Origin of the sequence: Plantactinospora sp. GCM10030261, assembly GCF_042666615.1 — a bacterium.
In the GTDB taxonomy this organism is placed as follows: domain Bacteria; phylum Actinomycetota; class Actinomycetes; order Mycobacteriales; family Micromonosporaceae; genus KBS50.
This window is the reverse complement of sequence record NZ_JBHTDD010000007.1, coordinates 1-23285: the sequence shown is the minus strand read 5'-3', so window position 1 is coordinate 23285 and position 23285 is coordinate 1. Positions and strand designations below refer to the sequence as shown.

The following is a 23285-nucleotide window of genomic DNA, read 5'->3' as shown; positions in this document are numbered from 1 at the left end:
CTACCACGTCGGGGGTTCTATCGACATGCGTCAGTTTTCGGCGGGGATCGGTTCCGCCGCATCGGTGAAATCACCAGTCCCGGCCGGTCACTAGGGCACCCGCAGCCGGTAGCCCCGTTTGATCACCGTTTCGACGTACCGGGATGAGCCGAGCGCGGCCCGCAGCCGTACCACCGCCATGTCCACGGCATGGTTGTCGGCGGCCCGGGGCAGGGCCGTGGCGAGGTCCGCCCGGGAGATCACCGCTCCGGGACGCTCGGCCAGCGCGGCGAGGATCGCCATGGTGGCCGGGGCGAGAACGCGGACGTCGCCGTCAACGAGCACCGCGTGTCCCCGCAGTTCGAGTTCGATGCCCGCAACGGACAGCCGCTGGGCACGCCGTGGCAGTTCCTCGGTGACGACCCGGACCAGGGCACCCAGCCGGGCCCGGTCCGGCACCAGCGCGGGCACCCCGGCGGCGCGCAGCGGGGCCGCGGTCACCGGCCCGACGCAGGCGGCCAGCACCCGGTCGGTGAACAGGTCCGTGGGACTCATGCCGGCCACGTCCAGCAGCATCCGCACCGCCGGCGCGCTGGTGAACGTGACGGCGTCCACCTGACCGGTGACGATCTGCCCCACCAACCGGCGCACCGGGGCGATGTCACCGGGTGCCGTCCACCGATAGACAGGCACCTCCACCACCTCCGCGCCCGCTGTGCGGAGAGCCGACACGAAATCCTCCTGCGGGCCGCCGTGCAGTTGGACGGCGATCCGCCGCCCCGCGACCCCCTCCTCGACGAGTTCGCGCAGGATCTCCTCGCACGACTCGGTCGGTGCCGCCCACTCCTCGCTCAGTCCGGCAGCCCGGATCGCACCGCACGGCTTGGCCCCCCGGGCGAGGATCCGGGCACTGCCCAGCCGCCCCCGCAGCGGCTCGGCGACGCCCCAGCCCTCGGCCGCCTCCAGCCAGCCCCGGAAACCGATGCCGGTGGTGACCACGACGATGTCCGGTGGGCGGCGCAACAGCCTCTCGGTGGCAGACCGCAGGGCCGTGTCGTCGCGCAGCGGGACGATCGTGATGGTCGGCGCGTTGACGACCCGGGCACCGCGCCGCTCCAGCAGGGCCCGCAACTCGGCGTTGCGACGCTCGGCGGTGACCGCCACCGTGAACCCGGTCAGCGGCGCCGGACCGGTCGCCGACGGGCCGGCGGCGGTCATCGGAGCGCCACCTCCACCAGGCCGTCGCGGACCCTCGCCCGATACACCGGCACGGTGACGTCGGGAACGTCCAGGCATCTCCCGGTGTCCAGGTCGTACGCCTGTTTGTGCATCGGCGAGGCGACCACCGGACGTTCGCCCCGGGTGCCGACGACTCCCCGGGACAGCACGTACGCGCCGCAGAGCGGGTCCCGGTTGCCGATCGCCCGTACGCCGTCGTCGTGCAGCCGGAAGACGGCGACCTGGACGCCGTCGAGCAGGGCGGCGACGCCCCGTTCGGGCAGCAGGTCGGCGAGCCGGCAGACGGCCGTCCAGTCAGCCTGCGGTCGTCCGGGCGGCCGGGCCGCGCGGCCCACCACGGTCATCGCCGCACCCCCGGCGCCTCGGGGGCGGCCGGACCGGGCACCGCCGGTGCCTCGGGGGTGACCGGGCCGGACACCGGCATTCCGAGGCTGACCGGCCCGACGGCCGGCACCGGTTGCTCGCGTTCCACGGTGAACGAGATGGACGGGTCGGGAGTGCCGGGCTGGTTGACGAACGAGACGAACCGGCGCAGCTTCTCCGGATCGTCGAGCACCGCCCGCCATTCGTCACGGTAGGCACCGACGTGGCGGGCCATCGCCTCGTCGAGGTCGGCGCAGATGCCGAGGCTGTCGTCGACGATCACCGCGCGCAGGTGGTCGAGGCCACCGTCCAGCGACTCCAACCAGGTGGACGTGCGTTGCAGCCGGTCCGCGGTACGGATGTAGTACATCAGGTAGCGGTCGATGGTGCGGACCAGCGCGTCGGTGTCCAGGTCGGTGTGGAACAGTTCGGCGTGCCGGGGCCGGAACCCGCCGTTGCCGCCCAGGTAGAGATTCCACCCGGTCTCGGTGGCGATCACACCGAAGTCCTTACTCCGCGCCTCGGCGCACTCCCGGGCGCAGCCCGACACCGCCGCCTTTATCTTGTGTGGTGAACGCAGGCCGCGATAGCGCAGTTCGAGGGCGATGGCCAGGCCGACCGAGTCCTGCACGCCGTACCGGCACCAGGTGGAGCCGACGCAGGACTTCACCGTGCGCAGCGCCTTGCCGTACGCGTGCCCGGACTCGAATCCCGCGTCGACCAGCCGGCGCCAGATGGCCGGGAGCTGCTCGACCCGGGCGCCGAACAGATCTATCCGCTGCCCTCCGGTGATCTTGGTGTAGAGCCCGAAGTCCCGGGCCACCTCGCCGATCACGATGAGCCGGTCCGGGGTGATCTCCCCGCCCGGAATCCGGGGCACCACCGAGTAGCTGCCGTCCCGCTGGATGTTGGCCAGGAAGTGGTCGTTGGTGTCCTGCAACGCGGCCTGCTCCCCGTCGAGGATGTGACCGGTGCCCAGCGACGCGAGGATCGAGGCCACCACGGGCTTGCAGATGTCGCACCCCCGCCCGGTGCCGTAGCCGGCGACCAGCTCGGAGAACGTCCCGATGCCGCGCACCCGGACCAGGTCGAACAGCTCCTGGCGGGAGTGGCCGAAGTGCTCGCACAACGCGGTGGACCGGGCGACGCCGGCCTCGTCGAGCAGGGTGCGCAGCAGCGGCACGCAGGACCCGCAGGTGGTGCCGGCCCGGGTGCACGCCTTGAGACAACCGACGTCGGTGCAGCCGCCGCCGATCGCCGACACGACCTCGTCCTTGGTGACGGCGTTGCAGCTGCACACCTGCGCCGAGCCGGGAAGCGTCCCGGCCGGCGCGCCGGCCGACAGGAAGTCGGCGAGCTTACCGGGCACCGGCCCGCCGACGGCCGGACGCAGGGTCGGGTACGCCGAGACGTCGCCGACCAGGATCCCGCCGAGCAGCGTCCGCGCGTCGTCGGTGAGCACCAGCTTGGCGTAGATGCCGCTGGCCGGGTCGGCGTACACCACGTCGAGCGGACCCGTGGTGGCACCGAAGCTGCCCACGTCGACGCCGAGCAGTTTCAGCTTGGTCGAGGTGTCCGCCCCGCCGAACCGGGCCGCGCCGCCCAGCAGCCGGTCCGCCACCACGTCCGCCATGGCGTAGCCGGGAGCCACCAGCCCGTAGCAGCGGCCGTCCACCGCCGCGCACTCCCCCACCGCGTAGATCCGTTCGTCGGAGGTGCGGCAGGTGTCGTCGACCAGCACGCCGCCGCGTTCCCCGACCGCCAGACCGGCCGCCCGGGCCAGTTCATCCCGGGGTCGCACGCCGGCCGCGAAGACCACCACGTCGGTGTCGAGCACGAGTTCGCCCGCGGTGTCCAGACGCAACCGCCCATCGTGCTCGGCGATCGCGGTCACGCCGGTGCCGCAGTGCACCGCGATGCCCAGTTCCTCGATCCGGCGCCGCAGCATGCCGCCGCCACCCTCGTCGACCTGCATCGGCATCAGGTGCGGGGCGAACTCCACCACGGAGGTACGCAGGCCGAGCAGACGCAACGCGTTCGCCGCCTCCAGGCCGAGCAGGCCACCACCGACCACCGTGCCGTCAGTCCGGCCGGCGGCGTGGTCCCGCAACGCCGCCAGGTCGTCAAGCGTCCGGTAGACGAAGCATCCGGGGCTGTCCGTGCCGGGCACCGGCGGCACGAACGCCCGCGAGCCGGTGGCCAGCACCAGGACGTCGTACGGATAGGCACCGGCCGCCGTGTGGACGACCCGGGCGGCGCGATCGACGGCGGTGGCCGGCTCACCGAGCCGCAGGTCCACCCCGGCCGGTACGCCGGGCGGCGCGAGGGTCAGCTCGTCGACGCTCACCCCCTCGAACCAGGCCGACAGGCGCACCCGGTCGTACGCGCGCCGGTTCTCCTCCGCGAGCACGGTCACCGACCACCGCCGGTCGCTGTCCCGTGCGGCGAGCGACTCGATGAGCCGCTGCCCCACCATGCCGTTCCCGAGCACCACCAGTTTCATGGGCTTCCCTCCTCGGATTCCGCCGCGGCCAGCCAGTCGACGATGCCGGTGACCGCGTCCCGGCAACCTCCGCAACCGGTGGTGGCGCGGGTGGTGGTGACGATCTCCGGCACGGTGCGGGCGCCGTCCCGCCAGCGATCGGTGATCGCCGCCTTGGTCACGGAGTTGCACCGGCAGACCAGCGCCTGCGCGGGCAGGAACGCGGGCGACTCGGACCGGGCCGGTTGGACCGCGCCGAACGACCGGCCGAGCAGCAGCGACCGCCGGTCCTCGGGCACCTCGGCGTCCCGGTCGAACAGCTGCACGACCGTGCCCACGCTCGGGTTGTCGCCGAGCAGCACGGCGCCGGCCAGCCGGTCGTCCCGGATCACCAGCCGGGCGTACGTGCCGCGGGCCGGGTCGGCGAAGCTGACCACCTCGGCGTCCGGATGATCGGCCACCGAACCCATCGCGGCGACGTCGAGTCCGGTCGCCTTGAGCCGGATGACCGGTCGGGTGCCCCGGTAGCAGGTGGTCGCGCCGGTGAGCCGGTCGGCGACCGTGTCGGCCTGCTCCCAGGCCGGCGCGACCAGCCCGTACACCGTGCCATCGTGCTCGGCGCAGTCGCCGATCGCCCAGACGTGTGGATCGCTGGTGCGCAGCGCGTGGTCCACCAGCACACCGCGGCGCACGGCGATGCCGGCCGCCGCGGCGAGATCGGTGTCCGGGCGGGCCCCGCAGGCCAGCACGAGCAGGTCGGCCGGGATGGTGGTGCCGTCGGCCAGGTCGAGACCGGCGCCGGTCCACCGGAGGGCGCGGGCGCCGAGCCGCACCGCGACGCCGAGCCCGTCGAGGGTCCGGGCGAGCACCTCGGCGCCGCCGGCGTCGAGCTGCCGGTCCATCAGGTGTGGTCCGGCGTGCACGACGGTGACGGCCAGGCCCCGACCGGCGAGTCCGCGAGCCGTCTCCAGGCCGAGCAGTCCGCCGCCGAGCACGATCGCGGCCCGGGCGGTGGCGGCGCCGGCCACGATGGCCCGGCAGTCGTCGAGCGTGCGGAAGGCGCGCACGGTGGGCGCGTCCAACCCGGGCAGTGCCGGGTACACCGCGCGTGCCCCGGTGGCGAGCACGAGGGCGTCGTACTCCACCACCTCGTCGGGGGTGATCACCAGGCGGCGGTCCGGGTCGATGGCGGTGACCCGCACGCCGAGCCGGACGTCCATACCGGCCGGCGGCCCGGTCATCGCCAGGTCCTCCTCGGCCGCCCGGCCGGCCAGCAACGTGGACAGCATGATCCGGTTGTACGGCGGGTGGCGTTCAGCGCCGAAGACGGTGACCTTGACGTCCCGGTCGCGGGCGTGCAGGTCGCTGGCGACCCGGCTGCCCGCCATGCCGCAGCCGATAACGATCGCCTTCACCTCGCCACCCTGAGGTTGCAGGCGGAGAGCTTGAACTCCGGCATCCGGGAGACCGGGTCGAGGGCGTCGCCGGTGAGCGTGTTGGCCCGCGCCACACCGGCGTAGTGGAACGGCATGAATACGGTGTCCGGGCGGATGGTGCCGCTGACCCGGGCCGGCGCGGTGACGGTGCCCCGGCGGGTGCTGACCGCGACCGGATCGCCGTCGGTGACGCCGAGCCGGGTGGCGAGGTCAGTGTGCAGCTCCACGAACGGCTGTCCGGGCAGTGCGCTGATCCGACGGGTCTGGGCGCCGGACTGGTACTGGGTGAGTTCCCGCCCGGTGGTCAGGTACAGCGGATAGTCGGCGTCGGGCAGTTCGCCGGGCGGCCGGTGGTCGACCGCCACGAAGCGGGCCCGGCCGTCCGGCGTGGCGAACCGGTCGAGGAACATCCGTGGGGTGCCTGGATGGTCGACCGTGGGGCACGGCCAGAAGACCCCGCCCTCGGTGTCGATCCGCTGGTAGCTGATGCCCGCGTAGTCGGCCGGACCGCCGGCACTGGCGCGCCGCAGTTCGGCGAACACCTCCTCGGGTTCGGCGCTGGTCGGCGCGCCGAGCCGGCCGGACAGCTCGGCCAGCACTGCGAGGTCGGTACGCACCCGCGGCGGTGGCGGCCGCAACCGGCGCCGGCGGATCACCCGGCCCTCCAGGTTGGTCATCGTCCCGTCCTCCTCCGCCCACTGGGCGACGGGCAGCACCACGTCGGCCAGCTCGGCGGTCTCGGAGCGAACGACGTCGGCCACCACCAGCAGGTCCAGCGCGCGCAGCCGGTCGGACACGGTGGCGGCTCGGGGGGCGGACACCACCGGGTTGGAGCCGAACACCAGCAGTCCGCGCGGCCCGCCCTCGGTGCCCAGCGCGCTGAGCAATTCGTACGCCGATAGGCCGGGCCCGGGTATGTCGTCCGGCGGGATCCCCCAGACGGTGGCCAGGTGGGCGCGGGCCGCCGGATCGTCGATGCGCCGGTAACCGGGAAGCTGGTCGGCCTTCTGACCGTGCTCCCGACCGCCCTGGCCGTTGCCCTGGCCGGTGAGGCAGCCGTAGCCGGAGCCGGGCCGTCCGGGTAGCCCGAGGGCGAGCGCCAGGTTGATGAACGCGGAGACGGTGTCGGTGCCGGTGCTGTGCTGCTCCGCGCCCCGGGCGGTGAGCACCACGGCCCGCTCGGCGCCGGCCAGCAGCCGCACGGTCGCGTACAGGTCGGCGACCGGAACCCCGGTGATCCGTTCCACCCGGCCCGGCCACCACTGCGTGGCCAGCCGCCGGACGGCGTCGAATCCGGTGGTGCGGGCGGCAACGTATCCGGTGTCGACGCGCCCCTCGACGATGGCCACGTGCAGCAGCCCGTGGGCCAGCGCGAGGTCGGTGCCGGGCGTCGGTTGCAGGTGCAGGGCGGCGAGCCGGGCGGTCGCGGTGGCCCGCGGATCCACCACCACGAGCCGGCTGCCGGCCAGGTGTCGGACGAACGGCGGCATGGTCTCGGCCGGGTTGGCGCCGACCAGCAGCACCGCGTCGGCCGCTGCGATGTCGCCGACCGGGAACGGCAGCCCGCGGTCGAGCCCGAACGCCCGGAGGCCGGCGGCGGCGGCCGAGGACATGCAGAACCGACCGTTGTAGTCGATGCTGCGGGTACGCAGGGCCACCCGGGCGAAGCGGCCCAGCGCGTACGCCTTCTCGTTGGTGAGACCGCCGCCGCCGAACACGGCGACGGCGTCCCGCCCGTACCGTCGTTGGATCTCTCCGATGGCGGTGACGATCCGGTCGATCGCCTCCTCCCACCGGGCCGGCCGCAGCCGACCGGCGACGCGGATCAGCGGGGTGGTCAACCGCTCGGGGTGGGTGAGCAGGTCGGTGGCCGTCCATCCCTTCTGGCACAACCCGCCTCGGTTGGTCGGGAAGTCACGAGCCGCCACCGCCACCCGGTCACCGCCGGCCGGCCGCAGCGTCATGGCGCACTGCAAGGCGCAGTACGGGCAGTGGGTGTCCGCTGACTCCACGTCGACGATGCTCTTCATCCGTGGTTTCCTCCCGCGCAAGGGCGTGTTACGGGTACGCAAAACGACGATCACGTCGGGTGCCGGCGACCGTGACGGGCGGCGGTCGGCCGTCAGACCGCCGCCTCGGCCAGGCTGGGGGCTACCCGGTGCAGGACGGTGCGCAGGTAGTACCACCAGGTGACGGCGACGCACGCGGCGTAGCCGGCGAGGAAGGTGAGCAGCGCGGCCTCGATCGAGCCGGTCTGCGCGATCGACATGCCGAACCCGCGGGGAATGAGGAACCCGCCGAGCGCGCCGACCGCCGACGCCAGGCCGATCACGGCGGCCGCCTCGGTGCGGCCCCGAGCCACCGCCTCGGGGGTATCGCCGAGGCGTCGCACGGCCCGGACCCGGAAGATCGCGGGAATCATCCGGTACGTCGAGCCGTTGCCGACCCCGCTGGCGACGAAGAGCACCAGGAACGCGGTGAGGAACGGGCCGAACCGCTGGACCGTCAGGGCGGCCAGCACGCCGACGACGCCGCCGGCCATCACCAGGAAGGTCACCGCGGTGACCCGGGCACCGCCGAACCGGTCGGCCAACCAGCCACCGAGCGGGCGGGACGCCGACCCGACCAGCGGACCGAGCGCGGCGTACAGCACGCCACCGGAGGCGGGGAACTCCGACCGGATCAGCAGCGGCAGGGCCGCCGAGTAGCCGATGAACGAGCCGAACGTGCCGATGTAGAGACCGGACATCACCCAGGTGTGCCGGTCCCGCAGCACCGTCGCCTGCCGGCGCAGGGGGGCCCGGGACACGCTGAGGTTGTCCATGAACAGGGCCGCGCAGACCGTGGCGACAAGCACCGGCAGCAGCCACAGCAGCGGCGCGTTCACCAGGTGCGGGCCGTCGCCCGTGGTGCCGAGCAGGGCCACCCCGACGACCAGTGGGACGGCGAACTGCACGACGGCGACACCGAGGTTGCCGCCAGCCGCGTTGAGGCCGAGCACGAAACCCTTGCGCCGCTCCGGGTAGAAGTACGAGATGTTCGCCATCGACGAGGCGAAGTTGCCGCCACCGAGGCCGGCGGTCGTCGCCGCGGCGGCGAACATCCAGTACGGCGTGCCGGGGTTCAGCACACAGGCCGCCATCAGCCCGATCGGCAGCAGGAGCAGCGCGGACGACACGGCGGTCCAGTTCCGGCCGCCGAACCGGGCGACCGCGAGGGTGTACGGGACGCGCATCGCCGCGCCGACCAGGTTGGGCAGCGCGACCAGCCAGAAGAGTTGGTCGACGGAGAACCGGAAGCCGGCGGCCGGCAGGCTCACCGCGACGGCGCTCCACAGCAGCCAGACGGAGAAGCCGAGGTGTTCCACGACGATCGACCAGACGAGGTTGCGACGGGCAACCCGGTGGCCCGTGGTCGCCCAGAACCGTTCGTCCTCCGGCTCCCAGTGGTTGATCCAGCGTCCGCTGGCGATGGTGGATGTGGGTGCCTCGACGGGCAGCGTGGCTGTCATGCCGGTACGGTCGGCAGCCCCCGTTGCGGGGTGGTGACCGGCGGCGTGGCGATGGTGTGAATTGGTGGTCACCGCGATCCGGGCGGCGCTGTGATGGCTGTCGAATTTCGACGCCGTATCTGTTGCGGGGGGTCCGGGAGTCTGGGAAGCTCCTCTTGGGAGCGCTCCCGTGTCAGGGCGAACGCACGGGTCCCGCGAGACGAACGACCGGACCGGGGTGGGCCACCGGTTCGCGACTCATCCCCCGCACTCCCCGTGGCCAGGCGCCCGCGACCCGACCCGCCGGATCACCCGATCCGGCGTTCGGATCAGCGGCCCGCCCGCCCCCGTACCCGGATTGAGACTCCCATGACCACAGTTCCCCCACGGTTGCGGCGCCACCTGGTCGCCGCCGCCGCCGTCGTGGCGGTGGCGGCCGCCGCGACGGCGGCGCTGCCCACCGCGAACGCCATGGCGGCCACCGGCTGCGCCGTCACCTACACCACCAACTCCTGGTCCGGCGGGTTCACCGCCAACATCACCATCACGAACCTCGGTGACCCGATCAACGGCTGGACCCTCGGCTGGACCTTCCCCAACAGCAGCCAGCGGGTGCAGCAGGGCTGGTCGGCCAGCTACAGCCAGAGCGGCTCGGTCGTCACGGCGCAGAACGTCGGCTACAACGGTTCCCTGGCCACCAATGCCAGCACCAGCATCGGCTTCAACGGCAGTTGGGCGGGCAGCAATCCGAACCCGACATCGTTCACTCTCAACGGCACGGTCTGCACCGGGTCGGTCACCCCGACCGATCCGCCGACGGATCCGCCAACCACCACTCCCCCGCCACCCACCGGCACGACACCGGTGGCCATCAACGGCCAGCTGCGGGTGTGCGGGGTGAACCTGTGCAACGCCTACGGCCGGCCGATCCAGTTGCGCGGGATGAGCACGCACGGACTCCAGTGGTTCTCCCAGTGCTACAACGACGCCTCGCTGGACGCGCTCGCCACCGACTGGCTGGCCGACCTGTTGCGGATCTCGATGTACGTGCAGGAGGACGGCTACGAGACCGACCCCGCCGGATTCACCAACCGGGTCAACACGCTCGTCGAGGAGGCCACCGAACGGGGCCTGTACGCGATGATCGACTTCCATACCCTGACGCCGGGTGACCCGATGTACAACCTGGACCGGGCCAAGACGTTCTTCGCCGCGGTGTCGGCCCGCCACGCCAACAAGAACAACGTGATCTACGAGATCACCAACGAGCCCAACGGGGTCAGTTGGAGCACCATCAAGAACTACGCCGAGCAGGTCATCCCGGTGATCCGGGCCAACGACCCGGACGCGATCGTGGTCGTCGGCACCCGGGCCTGGTCGTCGCTCGGCGTCTCGGAGGGCGGCAACTCCACCGAGGTGATCAACAACCCGGTGAACGCGAGCAACATCATGTACGCGTTCCACTTCTACGCCGCCTCGCACAAGGACAACTACCGGGCCGAGTTGGAGCGCGCCGCCGCCCGGCTGCCCATGTTCGTCACCGAGTTCGGCACGGTGACCTACACCGGCGGTGGCGCCGTCGACGTGGCCAGCAGCAACGCCTGGCTGGACCTGCTCGACCGCTTGAAGATCAGCTACGCGAACTGGACCTTCTCGGATGCCAACGAGGGCAGCGCCGCCTTCCGCCCGAACACCTGTTACGGCGGCACGTACACCGGCACGGGCGTGCTTACCGAGTCCGGAAACCTGATGCGCAGCCGCATCCGCACCCCGGACAACTTCCCCACGAGCTGATTGCCCACCCACCGACGAGGTCGCGGTGGCGTCCCGTGGCCGGGACGCCACCGCGACTCCAATTGAAACTTGTCGATTATTCTGGCAGTCTGGCCAGCGGGAGCGGTCGCGACGCGCGACCCGCCGGGAGACGGGCACCCCGGCAGTCCGGGCAGACCTGCCGACCTCATTTCCCGGAGGGCTCCATGTCCACCCCACTCCGTGCCCGTCCCCTTCCGCGGCTCGCCTGGCTGGCCGCGCTGGGCGCGGCACTCATCGTGCTGCTCGCCGCCGGCGTGGCGGCGGTGCTGTCCAAACCGGCGTCGGCACACGGTTCCGTGATCGACCCGGCGACCCGCAACTACGGCTGCTGGCAACGCTGGGGAGGCGACTTCCAGAACCCGGCGATGGCCACCGAGGACCCGATGTGCTGGCAGGCCTGGCAGGCCGATCCGCAGGCCATGTGGAACTGGAACGGCCTCTACCGCGACGGTGTGGGCGGCAATCCGCAGGCCGTGATTCCGGACGGTCAACTGTGCAGCGGCGGCCGGACCCAGAACGGACGCTACAACGCGCTCGACACCGTCGGGGCGTGGCAGACCACCCCCCTGTCGAACAACTTCCGGATCAAGCTGTTCGACCAGGCCAGCCACGGCGCCGACTGGATCCGGGTGTACGTCACCAAGCAGGGCTTCAACCCGCTGACCCAGCCGCTCGGCTGGGGCAACCTGGACCTTGTCGGCCAGATCGGCAACACGCCCGCCGCTCAGTGGACGCCGGAAACCGGCGGCGTCTCCATCCAGGTGCCGGGCGCCGCGCCGGGCCGCACCGGCCGGCACATCGTGTTCACGGTCTGGCAGGCCAGCCACATGGATCAGTCGTACTACCTGTGCAGTGACGTCACCTTCGGCGGCGGGGAACCCGACCCGGACCCGACCACGCCGTCACCCGACCCGACGACCCCGTCGCCCGACCCGACCACACCCACCCCGGCGCCGGGTGGCTGCTCCGCCACCTACCAGGTCACCGGGCAGTGGACCGGCGGCTTCCAGGGCGAGGTCACGGTGACGGCCGGCAACTCCGCCATCCGTGGCTGGACCGTTCGCTGGACGTACGCGAACGGGCAGCAGATCAGTTCGTCCTGGAGCGCCACGGTCTCGGCGAGTGGATCGGCGGTGACCGCGACGAACGTGGGCTACAACGGAACCCTCGGCGCCGGAGCGAGCACCACATTCGGCTTCCTGGGCTCCTGGAACGGCAGCAACCCGGCACCGGCGGTCACCTGCACCGCGACCACCTGAACAACGGGCGTTCCCACCTCGGCCGGGCGGTGGCTCCACCGCCCGGCCGGCGCGCGGGTGATGCCCCGGCCGGCGCGCCGGGGGTCCACTCCCCGGCCGGGCGTGCGGGCCGCGCTCAGGTCAGCCGGACGGAGAGGCCCTTGCCGCCGAACTCCGCGCAGACGAAGACGGGCTCCCGCTCGGAACTGAGCGCCTCGTCGTACACGTAACCGATCTCGGCGAACGCGGTGAGATCGCGGGCCCGCTCGGTGACCAGCCACCGGGCGAAGGCGCCTCGGGCGATCTTCGCGTGCACGACCACGAACTTCGGCTGCCCCGACTTCGGATCGACGGTCAGGAACTTCGGCGCCACGACGCGCTCCGCCGCCACATGTCGGGTGACGGTTCTGCTGTACTCGACGGCGGCCAGGTTGACTATTGGACCCTCGGTCGGCAACTGCTCGGCGATCGACGCGCCCCAGAACTGGTACAGGTTCAGGCCCGGCAGGCGGTACCCCATCTCCAGACGGTACGGCTGGATGCCGTCGAACGGCCGCAGGATCCCGTACAGCCCGGACAGGATCCGGATGTGGTCATCGGCGTACCGGCGCTCGGCTGGGCCGAACGCGTCGACGCGCAGACCGCTGTAGATGTCCCCGACGAAGGTCTCGGCCGCCGGGGTACCCGGCTCCGGCGTCCAGGCCGCGTACTGGTCCCTGGTCTTCGCCGCGAGGTCGGCCGAGACGGCCATGACACGCGACAGCTGTGCCGGGGTGAGCGCCCGCAGCCGCTCGACCAGTTCGGCCGCGCGGTCGACGAGGACCGGCGTGCCGGTGGGCCGCGTGCCGGATGACGGCGGCCGCATGGTCTTGGAGCTGTGCAGCAGGATGATCACCCGGACATTGTGGCAGCATCGACCGGCTCCCGGCCCCGGCCGGGAGCCCCACACGTCGCCTCCTCGTGCGGGAGCCCACGCGCCGCCTCCCGCGCCGGCTGGGGCGCGGGAGACGGCGGTACCCGCGGTCAGGACGTGCCGGCCGACCGTCCGTCCGGCGCCGGCTCGCCGCCGTCCGCGGCGGCCTTGCCGACCCGGCTGTGCCGGCGGCCGTAGAGGAAGTACACGACGAACCCGAGCGCCATCCAGGCGAGGAACCGCAGCCAGGTCTCGACGGTCAGGAACATCATCAGCATCACGCAGGTGAGCACCGCGAGGATCGGGATCACCGGCATCCACGGCACCCGGAACCCGCGACGCAGATCCGGCCGGGTCCGGCGGAGGATGATCACCGCGGCCGAGACCAGGGCGAACGCGAACAGGGTGCCGATGTTGACCAGCTCGGCGAGTTCCTCCAGCGGGATGAAGCCGGCGAGCGCGGCCACCAGCAGACCCACGATGATGGTGATCCGGTACGGGGTGCCGAACCGCGGGTGCACCCGGCTCAGCCACCGCGGCAGCAGCCCGTCTCGACTCATCGCGAACGCCACCCGGCTCTGCCCCATCATGAGGATCATGACGACGGTGGTCAGCCCGGCCAGCGCCCCGACGGTGATCAGGTTGGCGACGAACGGCTGTCCCACAGCCTGGAACGCGGCCGCGAGCGGTGCCTCGGTGTCCAGCTCGGCGTAGTTCTGCATGCCCACCACGACAAGCGAGACGGCGACGTAGAGCGCGGTGCAGATGGCGAGCGAGCCGAGGATGCCGCGCGGCATGTCCCGCTGCGGGAGCTTGGTCTCCTCGGCCGCGGTGGCCACGATGTCGAACCCGATGAACGCGAAGAACACCAGCGCCCCGGCCGCGAAGATGCCGCTGATGCCGAAGTTGGCCGGCGCCTGCCCGAAGATCGCTTCCAGCAGTGTCGCGTCGACGCCCGAGCCACCGTCCGTCGGCTCGGACGGCGGGACGAACGGGGTGTAGTTCGAGCCCTTCACGAAGAACGCCCCGATGATGATCACGGCGAGGACCACGGCCACCTTGATGGTGACGATGACGGCGTTCACCCGCGAGGAGATCTTGATGCCGCCGACCAGGACGGCGGTGAGGATCAGCACGATGAGCGTGGCGGGCAGGTTGAACGCGCCGTCCTCACCGCCGGCGAGCGCGGCCGGGAGCGTTATCCCGAGGGTTTCCAGGAACACCGCGAAGTACTGCGACCAGCCCACCGCCACCGTCGCGCCGGCCAGGATGAATTCGAGGGCCAGGTCCCACCCGATGATCCAGGCGACCAGCTCGCCGAGCGCCGCGTACGAGAAGGTGTAGGCGCTGCCCGCCACCGGCACGGTGGACGCGAACTCCGCGTAGCAGAGCGCCGCCAACGCGCAGGCGATGCCGGCCACGACGAAGGACACCGCGACGGCCGGGCCGGCCGTCTGGTTGGCGGCCACACCGGTAAGCACGAAGATGCCGGTACCGATGATGACGCCGATGCCGAACACGGTCAGGTCGAGGCCGGACAACTCCCGACGGAGTTGATGCTCGGGCTCCTCGGTATCCCGAATCGACTGTTCGACCGATTTCGTCCTGAACAGGCTCACGGGACCTCACCTCACCGTCTCGGAAAGACCTGACCTGCCGGGTTACCAACTGTCCAGAACGCCAGCGGGGTAAACCTGAGGTCGGATCAGGGTTCGGTCTCCGGCGTCCCGAGGGCGCTGAAGATCGCCAGTGCCCGGTTACGGCAGGTCGTCCGGTGGCTTCCCGTGCGGCTCAACACCAACAACGCCTGAGCCGCACCGTAGCGGTGCCCGGTGTCGCGGTGGCTGGCGACCGCGTGGCGGGCCAGGTCGGCGGCCGGTTCCGGCGCTCCGGCGGTCAGCTCGCAGGCCGCCCAGACGGTCAGGGCGCGACCGCCGACGACCCGATAGCCGTAGCGGGCGGCGAGGGCGTGCGCCTGACGGGTGTAGCGCCGCCCGTCGTCGGTACGGCCGAGCCGCTGATGCGCCTGCCCCAGACCGACCAGGGCGCTCGCCGTGACGTACCGGTCCGTGGTGGCCCGCGCCAGGGCGGTCGCCCGCCCGTACAGGTCGATCGCGGCCTCGTGCCGGTCGATCCGCCCGAGAACGGTCCCCAGCACGGTGAGCGCCTCGGCCATCCCCCCTTTTACTGCCGCTGCGCTGCGCCATCTGGAGAGCCGCCCGGGCGTGCCGTTCGGCCTCCGCGTGGCGCCCCTGGTCCCGTCGTACGGCGGCGAGCCCACGCAGGGCCATCGCGATGGCGTACGAGTTCCCGCAGTCCTCGGCGAGCGCGAGCGCCTCGGTGAGGTGCCCGGTCGCCCGGTGTAACCGCCCAGCTCGTGTTCCACCGTCGCGGTCAGCACCAGCGCGTTGGCCTGGCTCGCCGGGGCGCCGTAGCGACGGTGCAGCACGAGCGCCTCGGCGAGCACATCGACGGCGCCGCTCAGGTCGCCGCGCAGCCGCCGCAGTTCGCCGAGGAGATTGAGGTTCACCGCCCGGGCCGATTCGCGACCGGCAGCCCGATTGAGGCTCAGCGCCCGGGCGACGCTACGGCCGGCCCGGTCCGTCCGGCCGCCGCTCAGCTCCACGCTGGCCCGCAGGTAGAGGGCGGTGGCCTCGCACTCCGCCCAGCCGGCGGCCCGACCGGCGGACGCGGCCCGGGTGTAGCCGGCGGTCGCCGCGCTGGTGTCGCCCAGGGCATGGTTGGCGTGGCCGAGGCTCAACCAGGCGACGGCCAGCGGTCGCGGACCGGATCGCCTGCGCCGCCGACCGGCAGCCCTTCTGATCGCGGCCAGGGTCGGTGCCCCGCCCGGTCGGGGCACCGACCACGCTCAGGCGTGCGGGCCCACGCTGACCGTCCCGACGGTCAGCGTGGGCCTGCCCTCCAGCACCTCGCCCACCCGCTCGACCTGCTCGTCCAGTGCCCGGCGCCGCCGGGCGTCGAGGTCGGCGAGCGGTTCCACGGTGACGTGGATGGCGCGCCCGGACCGACGCTGATGCCACACTCCGGCGACCGTGCCGTCCACCAGCAGTACCGGGTAGTTGCCGGCCTGGCCCCGGGCCAGCGCCCGCTCGGCGGCCGCGCCCGGAAAGACCCGGTCGCGGGGGTGGCAACCGACCGCGTACGCGTCGAAGTAGGGCAGCAGCCGCACCACGTCCACCGGCTCGTCCGGGAAGTCCGTGTCGTCGGCCGCCACCCACCCGGGACGGCCCTCCACCGTCACCGGCGCCAGATCCAGCGATCCGAACAGGTCCGCGGCCCACGATCGGGGGGCCGCCAACCACTGGGCGAACTGTGCCGGGGTGGCCGGCCCGTAGGCGTGCAGATAGGCGTGCACGAGATCGGCCAGCGCGGCCTCGCCTTCCATCGGGGTGAATCCCGGCAGCCAGCGGGTCGGGCTGGTGTGTGTGGTGGCGCGACCGCGGTTCGGTCCATAGCACAGCACGCCGCGCCGGACGGCGACGTCCATGGCGGCGATCCACCGGGGCCACTTGTCCTGGAAGGCCTCCATCACCCGGTCGCCGGCCCACGGTCCGGTGCGGGCCACCACCTGCTCGGTCAGCTCGACGGTGGTCAGTTCCGCGTCGCTCAACGCGTCCGCGATGGCGGCAACCACCTGCTCCACCTGCTCGGCGGTGAGCAGGGCGGCGTGACTCGGCGGGACCGCGGAGCCCGGGATGGCGGACAGCGCCCCGATCCACATCGGCAGGTCGGCGGCCGCGAGCAGGTGCACCGTACCGCGCGGTCCGCGGGTCTTGACCAGCGTGCGGTCCGTCCACAACGTCTCGCGCACGGAGGTACGGGTGACATCCGGCGCCCGCAGCCCCACGGACAGTTCGGCGGCCGACGCGATCTGCGCGTGCGCGCCGCACATCGCGGACACCACCTCCGCGATCGTGGTCGGCGTCGGGGCGGCGGCCACCCCGAGCCCGTGCCGGGCGAGGCGCCGGGCACACACCTGCGCCCAGGTCAGGCGGGTCACCGCGGGTACCCGGGATCGGCTTGCGGGATGTCGGTCCAGAACTCCGTCATACCGACCACCGTAGGGCCGACGTAGGTCAGAACCTGTCCCACCTCGCTGGCCTCCCGCGTGCCATGACCGACCCGGCTGCCCATCTGCTGCGCGGCCACGCCGACACGCCGGAGTGGGATCGGCGGTCCACTGCGGAGCACCGGAGTGTTCCGGCACGGGACGACTGTGTGATCATATTGTGGTCCGTTGAGACCGGCCCGTTCCTCATCCGGGAGGCACCCGTGGCAGACACCGTCCAGCCGGCCGAGGCCGAGCCGTACGCGAAGATCGACACGAGCGTGCCGCACTCGGCGCGGATCTGGAACTACTGGCTGGGCGGCAAGGACAACTTCGAGGTCGACCGGGCCGCCGGTGACCAGGTCAGGCAGGTGTTCCCGGGAATGATCCTGGCGGCGCGCGAGTCTCGGGCGTTCCTCTCCCGGGCGGTGCGGTTCCTCGCCGGCGAGGCGGGCGTCCGCCAGTTCCTCGACGTCGGCACCGGTCTGCCGACGGCCGACAACACGCACGAGGTCGCCCAGCGCACCCGCCCGGACAGCCGGATCGTGTACGTCGACAACGACCCGATGGTGCTGGCCCACGCCCGCGCGTTGCTGGTCAGCACCCCGGAGGGCCTGACCACGTACATCCACGCCGACCTGCACGACCCGGACGAGATCATCAAGCAGGCCCGGGAGATCCTCGACTTCACCGAGCCGGTGGCGGTCATGTTGCTCGGCGTGCTGGGCCACGTCGGCGAGGACGCCGAGGCCAACCGCATCATCCAGACCCTGATGGCCGCCGCGCCCTCGGACAGTTACCTCGCCATCTCCGACGGCACCGACACCAGTCCCGAGGTCGTCGAGTCACACCGCCAGTACAACGAGAGCGGCGCGCTTCCGTACCATCTGCGCAGCCCCGACCGGATAGCTCGGTTCTTCGATGGTCTGGAGTTGGTCGAGCCGGGGTTGGTGCCGTTCACCCACTGGCGCCCGGACACCGCCGGCACTCCCGCGACCGTGGACGGTTACTGCGGCGTCGGTCGCAAGCGCTGACCAGATCATGTAGTCATCCTTCTTGACGTATCGACGTCCTGTAATTAAATTTCATCCACCGGCATCGAAGTGCTTCGCGGAGGAGGACCGATGCGCAAGCGGTGGCTCAGTCTCTTGATCAGCGGCGTACTCGCCGCGAGCGTCCTCGGCCCCGCGGCTCCCGCGATGGCCGCCCCCACCTTCAAGGTCCCGTTCCCCTGCGGCCAGTCCTGGTCCGGCCAGACCCGCACCAACCACAGCCCGGCGTACGCGGTCGACTTCAACCGCACCGACGACCTCGGCGACCCCGTGGTGGCCAGCGCCCCCGGCACCGTGGACCGGGTCGCCGACCTCGGTGGCACCAGCTACGGCAAGTACGTCCGGATCGACCACGGCGGCGGCTACACGACCTACTACGCGCACCTCAACGGCTTCAACGTCTCCGTCGGCCAGTCGATCGGCTACGGCAAGGTGATCGGCTGGGTGGGCAGCACCGGCGGCTCGACCGGCCCGCACCTGCACTACGAGCAGCGCCTCAACGGCGCCGACATCCAGGTCCGGTTCAACGGCGCGCTCGCCCTCTACTGGGGCACGAGGACCTACACCAGCGACAACGCCTGCTCCTCGTCGACCGGCTCCGGCACCGTGAACACCAGCGGCACCCCGTTGACGGTGCGCTCGGGCCCCGGCACCGGCTACACCGCCGTCGGCACGGTCGCCGACGGCACCCGGGTCACCATCCACTGCCAGACCAGCGGCAGCACCGTCACCGGAACGTATGGCACCAGTTCGATCTGGGACCGGATCGGCAGCGGCCGCTTCATCGCCGACGCGTACGTCTACACCGGTTACGACGGCTACATCCCCGGTGTGCCGCGGTGCTGACCAGGCACGTGGAAAATCGGACCACCGAGATTGGGCAGGGACTCTAGACTCCATGCCATGACGGGGATCAACGCACCGGGCAAGGTACGACTGGCCTCGCGGTTGACCTGGGCGACGGCAGGAGCCGGCCTGCTCCTCATCGTGGCCGGCTCGATCGAGCTGTACTGGTGGGGTACTCCGGACTCGGCCCAGCTGACGGCACTTCTCGCCGACATCGCCCGCCAGGACGGTCCGCCACCACCACCACTGTTGCGAGGCCAGCGGGGCGCGGTCGATCTCATCGTCGTCGGCGTGGCGTGCCTGGCCTTGGCCAGCCTGGCGCCGCTGCTAGCCCAGGGACGCTTGTGGGCGCGCACCGCGGCGTTCATCGCCACGCCCGCGCTATTCCTGTACGGCCTGGTCGGCCTCGGTGGTGACGTGATGTCGTCGCCCGACTTCCCCGGCTACTTCAAGGCGATGGTCCAGGCGCGGCTCGGCGATCTCGTCCCGCAGGTCAAGTCGCTGCTCTACCCCGGCTGGTATTCGTGGCTGGAGGACATCGCGCAGGGCGTGCAGGTCGGGTTGTCACTCGCCTGCCTGATCGCGCTCATCACGGCGACCGTCCTGCACGCGGACTACTTCACCACCAAGAAGACCGACCGCTCCGGGCCGGACGAATGGGCCGAGGCGTTCAGCCGGCTGCACCAGCGGACGGTGGGCGCCGCCGGGCCGGACGGAACCGGCACCGGCGGCTCGATCCGCGGGACTCAGTCGGACACGCGGAGCCGTAGCACCTCACCCTGACCCACCCGGGTGCCGTTGTTGGCGACATATACCGTGCCGTCGGGGGCGACCGCGACTCCGGTCGGGGCGACGAGGTCGGTGGCCAGTTCGGTACGTGATCCGTCCCGTTCCACCCTGGTCAGGGCGCCGGTCGGATCGCCACTGAGCAGGCCGTTCGTGGCGAATTCGAGCACCAGGAGCCGGCCTCGGCGGTCCACGGCGAGGTCGATGATGGAGGTGAAGCCGTCGGCGACGACGGTGCGCCCCCGTCCTGGCGTCACCCGCCACACCTTGGCGCCGCCCACCGGGAACGGAAACCCGGTCAGCTGGCCGACGTACAGCGCCCCGCCGGGGCCCTTCGCCAGCGCCGTCGGCACGGCCTGCATCGGGACGTCCGGTCCGCCGAACGGGTTCGGCGTCGGCGTCGTCGGGAAGACGGCGATTGTGCTGATGCGACCGTCGCGGTCCAGTCGCAGCAGGTCGTTACCGCCCGCGTCGGCCACCACCGCCCCGTCGCCGTCCGCCACGAGGCCGTACGGATTGCTGTCCGGTCCGGTGCCGGGCTGGTCCTGGTCCGGATCGTTGGCGGCCTCGTATCCGGCCAGGTCGGCGAAGGCGCTGGCGCCGGACAGCCCCAGCCTTACGGTCTGGCCGACGAGCGTGCCGGCGGGACCCAACTGGGACCGGCGCGCCGGATCGGTGCCCAGGCCGATGGTGACGAGTGCCCCGGCCTTGGTCAGAGCGATGTCCTGCGGCCCGAAGACCTCGGACTGGTCGGGAGTGCCGAGCGACGGCAGGCCGGTCGCCACCCGCCGCTGGTGGTCTCCCCAGATGGCGGTCACGGCGCCCGTCGCGCCGAGACAGAACGTCTGGTCCTGCGCGCCGACGATGCACGGGCCCTGACCACCGCTGCCGGCCTCGGCGACGAGCACCACACCGCCGGGCTCCACCGTGATGCCCCGGGGGTTGTCGAGTCCGGTCGCTACCACCGTCGGGCGAGCGGCACCGATAGGTGCCGCCTGCGCGCCGGCGGGCGCGGACGCCACCGCGAGCAGCGCGATGGTGGTGACCGTCAGGCTGGAACTGAGGGTGCGACGGGCCATGGGCTTCCCTCCACTGTGGTCGGCTGTCAACTACGTCCGTCGATGACGCTAGTGAGTCGACCGTCCGGCTCCGCGTCGTTGTCGGCTGTCGGACACCGTGCCACGGTCCGCCGGACACCCTGGGCGGGACGTTCCGGCTGCTGCCTGGCGGCGCCGGCCGATCCCGACCGGGATGGTGTCGGTGGTGATGGCGATCAGACCGCGGTGACGGTCCAGTGGTTGTTCGTGCTGGCGTTCGGCGCCCACATGCAGGCCGTGGCACCGACCGTGGTGCTGCCCATGCCGTCGAGCGCGGTGCCGGTGCCACGGTTGACGATCTGGTACCGGCCGTTGCCCAGGCTGGTGAGCCGCCACTGCTGGTTGTTGCCGCCGTTCCAGGCCGCCTGCCGGGCGGGGGCCCCGTTGGCGGCGTTGCCCCAACTGTCGACGACCATGCCGTTGGTGCGGTTGACGATGCGGTGATAGCCGCCGCCGACGTCGACGAGCTGCCACTGCAGGTTCGTGCTGCCGTCGTAACTCCACTGCTTGAGGTTCGAGCCGGAGGCGACGCTCCCGCCGCTGTCCAGCACCAGGCCGGTCGTGACGTTGGCGATCCGTACGTATCCGGTAGGGGTTGGAGCCGCGCCGAGGGTGGGGATCTGACCGGAGAAGGTCAGCTTCAGCACGTACGCGGGGGCGCTGTACGGCGCGTTGCCCGACGGCATCGTGATCCGGAACCCGCCGCCGTCCTGGGTGCGGTTCGGCAGGTCGATGTACGTGCCGGCGGTGGAGCCGAGCAGTTGCGCGGAGACCAGGCTGCCCAGGTTGATCCGGTTGGACGACAGCGTGGTGATGGTGACCGAGCTGCCGGGCCAGCCGAGGATCGTCGCGTAGAGCACGGTGTTGGCCTTGTTGCGGGTGAACCGGATGTCCTGCGCGGTACCGGTGCGCGGGGTCTGGAACGTCCCGCCACCCATCTGGGTCGGTCCCTCGCCGAAGGAGGTCCAGACCCGGGTGGCGTAGATGGACTCGCCGAACCGATTGAGGTAGTCGCCGATGCCGAGCAGGACGCTTCGCTGCCCGGACGGGATGGTGCCGTCGGCCATCGGGGCGATGTTGAGCACCATGTTGCCGTTCTTGCTGACCCGGTCGATCAGCGCGTGCAGCAGGGCGTTCGTCGAGTAGTAGCCGATGCCGACCGTGTAACACCAGCTCGAACTGCTGATGCTGTCGTCGGTGAGCCAGAAGGGGGTCTGGATGCCGGCGGGGCCGCCGCGCTCGAAGTCGAACACCTCGCCCCTGGTGTTGAAGCCGTCCTTGTAGGTGGCGACGACCTCCTTGTCCCAGGCCACCGCCCGGTTGTAGTAGTACGACAGGAAGTTCAGCCGGTACGACTCCGGGATCTTGGACAGGTCGAAGTCCTGCCAGATGATGTCGGGCTGGTAGCCGTCGATGACCTCGCGCAGCTTGTCGTACCAGAGCTGGTGTTCGGCGCTGGCGCCGAGCTGGCCGTAGAGCTTGCGCAGGCTCTGGTCCGACTGCGACGGCACCCACTGGTAGAAACCGGTGAAGTTGAACGCGTGATGCAGGGCCACGAACAGCTTGAGGCCCTTTGCCCGGATGGCGTCGGCGTGCAGCCGCAGCAGGTCGAGTCGCGGCCCGCGGGCCACCGAGTTCCACTCGTTGACCTGGCTGTTCCACATCGAGAAGCCGTCGTGGTGCTCGGCCACCGGCCCGGCGAACCTGGCGCCGGCGTCGACGAACAACTGTGCCCACTCGTTCGGGTCGAAGGTGCCGCCTGCCGACCTGAGCCGGGGCGCGAACTGCACGAACTGGCCAGCCCGGTTGTTCGCTCCGTTGATGAAGTTGTGGTACGGCCAGGCCGACGGATCGCCGTAGACGCTCCGGTGATGGTTGTTCTCGTTGGACCCGTTGTTGTACATGTTGCGCGGGTACCACTCGTTGGCGAAGGCGGGGACGCTGAACGCGCCCCAGTGGTAGTAGATGCCGAACTTGGCGTCCTGGAACCATTCGGCCGCCGGTGGGTGCTGGTCGACCGACGCCCAGGTGGGGGAATAGCTGGTCGGTCCGGGGATGACCGCAGCGGCGGGAAGCGGGTGGAGGATGTCGCCGGCGCCGACGGCCGCCGCCGCGCCGGTGGCGCCGAGGACGGTCAGGAACGAGCGTCGGGTGAGCGGGGAGCGGGACATGGGGATCCCTCCAGCCAGAAGGGGAGCTGAGGCGGCACGTCGGCCTCAGACATCAGACGTTAAGATTCACTGTCACGAACATCAGTACCTGGTCACATCGAGGTTCTGCCTCGCCGCCCGCGCATCGCTGACCTGACAGCGCCTCAGCTGGCGACATACATCGATGTACGGCCGCCACAGCGGCCGCACATCCGAAACCGTCCTATCCGACGCGGTTGAGCTGCCACTGCTGGTTCGCGCCGTTCCAGTCGGCGTACTGCACGATGTTGCCGCCATCGGCGGTCGAGGCGCCCTGCACCTCCACCACCT

17 protein-coding genes and 1 pseudogene are annotated in these 23285 nt (G+C 71.5%); 5 read left to right on the top strand and 13 right to left on the bottom strand.

Going from position 1 to position 23285, the window contains the following annotated elements:
- Positions 1–90: 90 nt before the first annotated feature.
- The 6 genes from ACFQUZ_RS10655 to ACFQUZ_RS10630 form a co-directional block, all read right to left on the bottom strand.
- The gene (locus tag ACFQUZ_RS10655) at positions 91–1197 is read right to left on the bottom strand and encodes a uroporphyrinogen-III synthase (protein ID WP_377440758.1); all 1107 of its coding nucleotides are present in this window, start codon (positions 1195–1197) and stop codon (positions 91–93) included.
- A complete protein-coding gene (gene nirD / locus ACFQUZ_RS10650) occupies positions 1194–1562 on the bottom strand; it encodes a nitrite reductase small subunit NirD (protein WP_377440756.1) in 369 nt (122 codons plus the stop codon). The genes ACFQUZ_RS10655 and nirD overlap by 4 nt, the downstream gene beginning before the upstream one ends.
- On the bottom strand, positions 1559–4084 hold the full coding sequence (nirB, locus tag ACFQUZ_RS10645) for a nitrite reductase large subunit NirB (protein WP_377440754.1): 2526 nt from the start codon (positions 4082–4084) through the stop codon (positions 1559–1561). Before nirB ends, nirD begins: the two co-directional genes overlap by 4 nt.
- A complete protein-coding gene (locus ACFQUZ_RS10640; protein ID WP_377440752.1) occupies positions 4081–5478 on the bottom strand; it encodes an FAD-dependent oxidoreductase in 1398 nt (465 codons plus the stop codon). Before ACFQUZ_RS10640 ends, nirB begins: the two co-directional genes overlap by 4 nt.
- Entirely contained in the window at positions 5475–7529 is a 2055-nt protein-coding gene (locus tag ACFQUZ_RS10635; protein ID WP_377440750.1) for a molybdopterin oxidoreductase family protein, read from the bottom strand. Before ACFQUZ_RS10635 ends, ACFQUZ_RS10640 begins: the two co-directional genes overlap by 4 nt.
- A 92-nt stretch (positions 7530–7621) precedes the next feature.
- The gene (locus tag ACFQUZ_RS10630) at positions 7622–9010 is read right to left on the bottom strand and encodes an MFS transporter (RefSeq protein ID WP_377440748.1); all 1389 of its coding nucleotides are present in this window, start codon (positions 9008–9010) and stop codon (positions 7622–7624) included.
- Between the two features lie 348 nt (positions 9011–9358).
- On the opposite strand from ACFQUZ_RS10630, the gene ACFQUZ_RS10625 reads away from it, so the two are divergent.
- Together ACFQUZ_RS10625 and ACFQUZ_RS10620 are read left to right on the top strand one after the other, a co-directional pair.
- Positions 9359–10783: a cellulase family glycosylhydrolase gene (locus ACFQUZ_RS10625; RefSeq protein WP_377440746.1), complete on the top strand. Its 1425-nt coding sequence runs from the start codon at positions 9359–9361 to the stop codon at positions 10781–10783.
- A 185-nt stretch (positions 10784–10968) separates the two neighbouring features.
- Positions 10969–12063, top strand: a complete 1095-nt coding sequence (locus tag ACFQUZ_RS10620) for a lytic polysaccharide monooxygenase (RefSeq protein ID WP_377440744.1) — start codon at positions 10969–10971, stop codon at positions 12061–12063.
- 115 nt (positions 12064–12178) lie between these two features.
- On the opposite strand, the gene ACFQUZ_RS10615 is transcribed toward ACFQUZ_RS10620, so the two are convergent.
- The 4 genes from ACFQUZ_RS10615 to ACFQUZ_RS10600 form a co-directional block, all read right to left on the bottom strand.
- Positions 12179–12937 carry a YaaA family protein gene (locus ACFQUZ_RS10615; RefSeq protein WP_377440742.1) on the bottom strand — a complete coding sequence of 253 codons (759 nt, stop codon included), beginning with the start codon at positions 12935–12937 and terminating at the stop codon, positions 12179–12181.
- 128 nt (positions 12938–13065) lie between these two features.
- Positions 13066–14574, bottom strand: a complete 1509-nt coding sequence (locus ACFQUZ_RS10610; RefSeq protein WP_377440740.1) for an amino acid permease — start codon at positions 14572–14574, stop codon at positions 13066–13068.
- 138 nt (positions 14575–14712) lie between these two features.
- Positions 14713–15498: a tetratricopeptide repeat protein gene (locus tag ACFQUZ_RS10605; protein WP_377441134.1), complete on the bottom strand. Its 786-nt coding sequence runs from the start codon at positions 15496–15498 to the stop codon at positions 14713–14715.
- 326 nt (positions 15499–15824) lie between these two features.
- The gene (locus ACFQUZ_RS10600) at positions 15825–16976 is read right to left on the bottom strand and encodes a winged helix DNA-binding domain-containing protein (RefSeq protein WP_377440738.1); all 1152 of its coding nucleotides are present in this window, start codon (positions 16974–16976) and stop codon (positions 15825–15827) included.
- Between the two features lie 272 nt (positions 16977–17248).
- Here ACFQUZ_RS10600 and ACFQUZ_RS10595 point away from each other — a divergent pair, with 272 nt between their 5' ends.
- The 3 genes from ACFQUZ_RS10595 (at position 17249) to ACFQUZ_RS10585 (ending at position 19705) form a co-directional block, all read left to right on the top strand.
- On the top strand, positions 17249–18058 hold the full coding sequence (locus ACFQUZ_RS10595; protein ID WP_377440736.1) for an SAM-dependent methyltransferase: 810 nt from the start codon (positions 17249–17251) through the stop codon (positions 18056–18058).
- Positions 18059–18148: 90 nt separating this feature from the next.
- Positions 18149–18922 (top strand): peptidoglycan DD-metalloendopeptidase family protein, encoded by a 774-nt coding sequence (locus tag ACFQUZ_RS10590; RefSeq protein ID WP_377440734.1) that lies wholly within the window; start codon positions 18149–18151, stop codon positions 18920–18922.
- 57 nt (positions 18923–18979) lie between these two features.
- The gene (locus ACFQUZ_RS10585) at positions 18980–19705 is read left to right on the top strand and encodes a hypothetical protein (protein WP_377440733.1); all 726 of its coding nucleotides are present in this window, start codon (positions 18980–18982) and stop codon (positions 19703–19705) included.
- Here the strand turns inward: ACFQUZ_RS10585 and ACFQUZ_RS10580 are convergent.
- The 3 genes and pseudogenes from ACFQUZ_RS10580 to ACFQUZ_RS10570 form a co-directional block, all read right to left on the bottom strand.
- The gene (locus tag ACFQUZ_RS10580; RefSeq protein WP_377440731.1) at positions 19669–20787 is read right to left on the bottom strand and encodes a ScyD/ScyE family protein; all 1119 of its coding nucleotides are present in this window, start codon (positions 20785–20787) and stop codon (positions 19669–19671) included. The genes ACFQUZ_RS10585 and ACFQUZ_RS10580 overlap by 37 nt on opposite strands.
- A gap of 194 nt (positions 20788–20981) precedes the next feature.
- Complete coding sequence (locus ACFQUZ_RS10575; RefSeq protein ID WP_377440729.1) at positions 20982–22976, bottom strand: alpha-L-fucosidase; 1995 nt, start codon at positions 22974–22976, stop codon at positions 20982–20984.
- A gap of 205 nt (positions 22977–23181) precedes the next feature.
- Positions 23182–23285: pseudogene (locus ACFQUZ_RS10570) on the bottom strand (RICIN domain-containing protein); the annotation flags it as partial.

Coding starts and splice junctions, on each gene's coding strand:
- ACFQUZ_RS10655 (WP_377440758.1), bottom strand. CDS start 1,197: ATGACCGCCGCCGGCCCGTCGGCGACCGGTCCGGCGCCGCTGACCGGG.
- ACFQUZ_RS10635 (WP_377440750.1), bottom strand. CDS start 7,529: ATGAAGAGCATCGTCGACGTGGAGTCAGCGGACACCCACTGCCCGTAC.
- ACFQUZ_RS10580 (WP_377440731.1), bottom strand. CDS start 20,787: ATGGCCCGTCGCACCCTCAGTTCCAGCCTGACGGTCACCACCATCGCG.
- ACFQUZ_RS10590 (WP_377440734.1), top strand. CDS start 18,149: ATGCGCAAGCGGTGGCTCAGTCTCTTGATCAGCGGCGTACTCGCCGCG.
- nirD (WP_377440756.1), bottom strand. CDS start 1,562: ATGACCGTGGTGGGCCGCGCGGCCCGGCCGCCCGGACGACCGCAGGCT.
- nirB (WP_377440754.1), bottom strand. CDS start 4,084: ATGAAACTGGTGGTGCTCGGGAACGGCATGGTGGGGCAGCGGCTCATC.
- ACFQUZ_RS10575 (WP_377440729.1), bottom strand. CDS start 22,976: ATGTCCCGCTCCCCGCTCACCCGACGCTCGTTCCTGACCGTCCTCGGC.
- ACFQUZ_RS10625 (WP_377440746.1), top strand. CDS start 9,359: ATGACCACAGTTCCCCCACGGTTGCGGCGCCACCTGGTCGCCGCCGCC.
- ACFQUZ_RS10585 (WP_377440733.1), top strand. CDS start 18,980: ATGACGGGGATCAACGCACCGGGCAAGGTACGACTGGCCTCGCGGTTG.
- ACFQUZ_RS10620 (WP_377440744.1), top strand. CDS start 10,969: ATGTCCACCCCACTCCGTGCCCGTCCCCTTCCGCGGCTCGCCTGGCTG.
- ACFQUZ_RS10630 (WP_377440748.1), bottom strand. CDS start 9,010: ATGACAGCCACGCTGCCCGTCGAGGCACCCACATCCACCATCGCCAGC.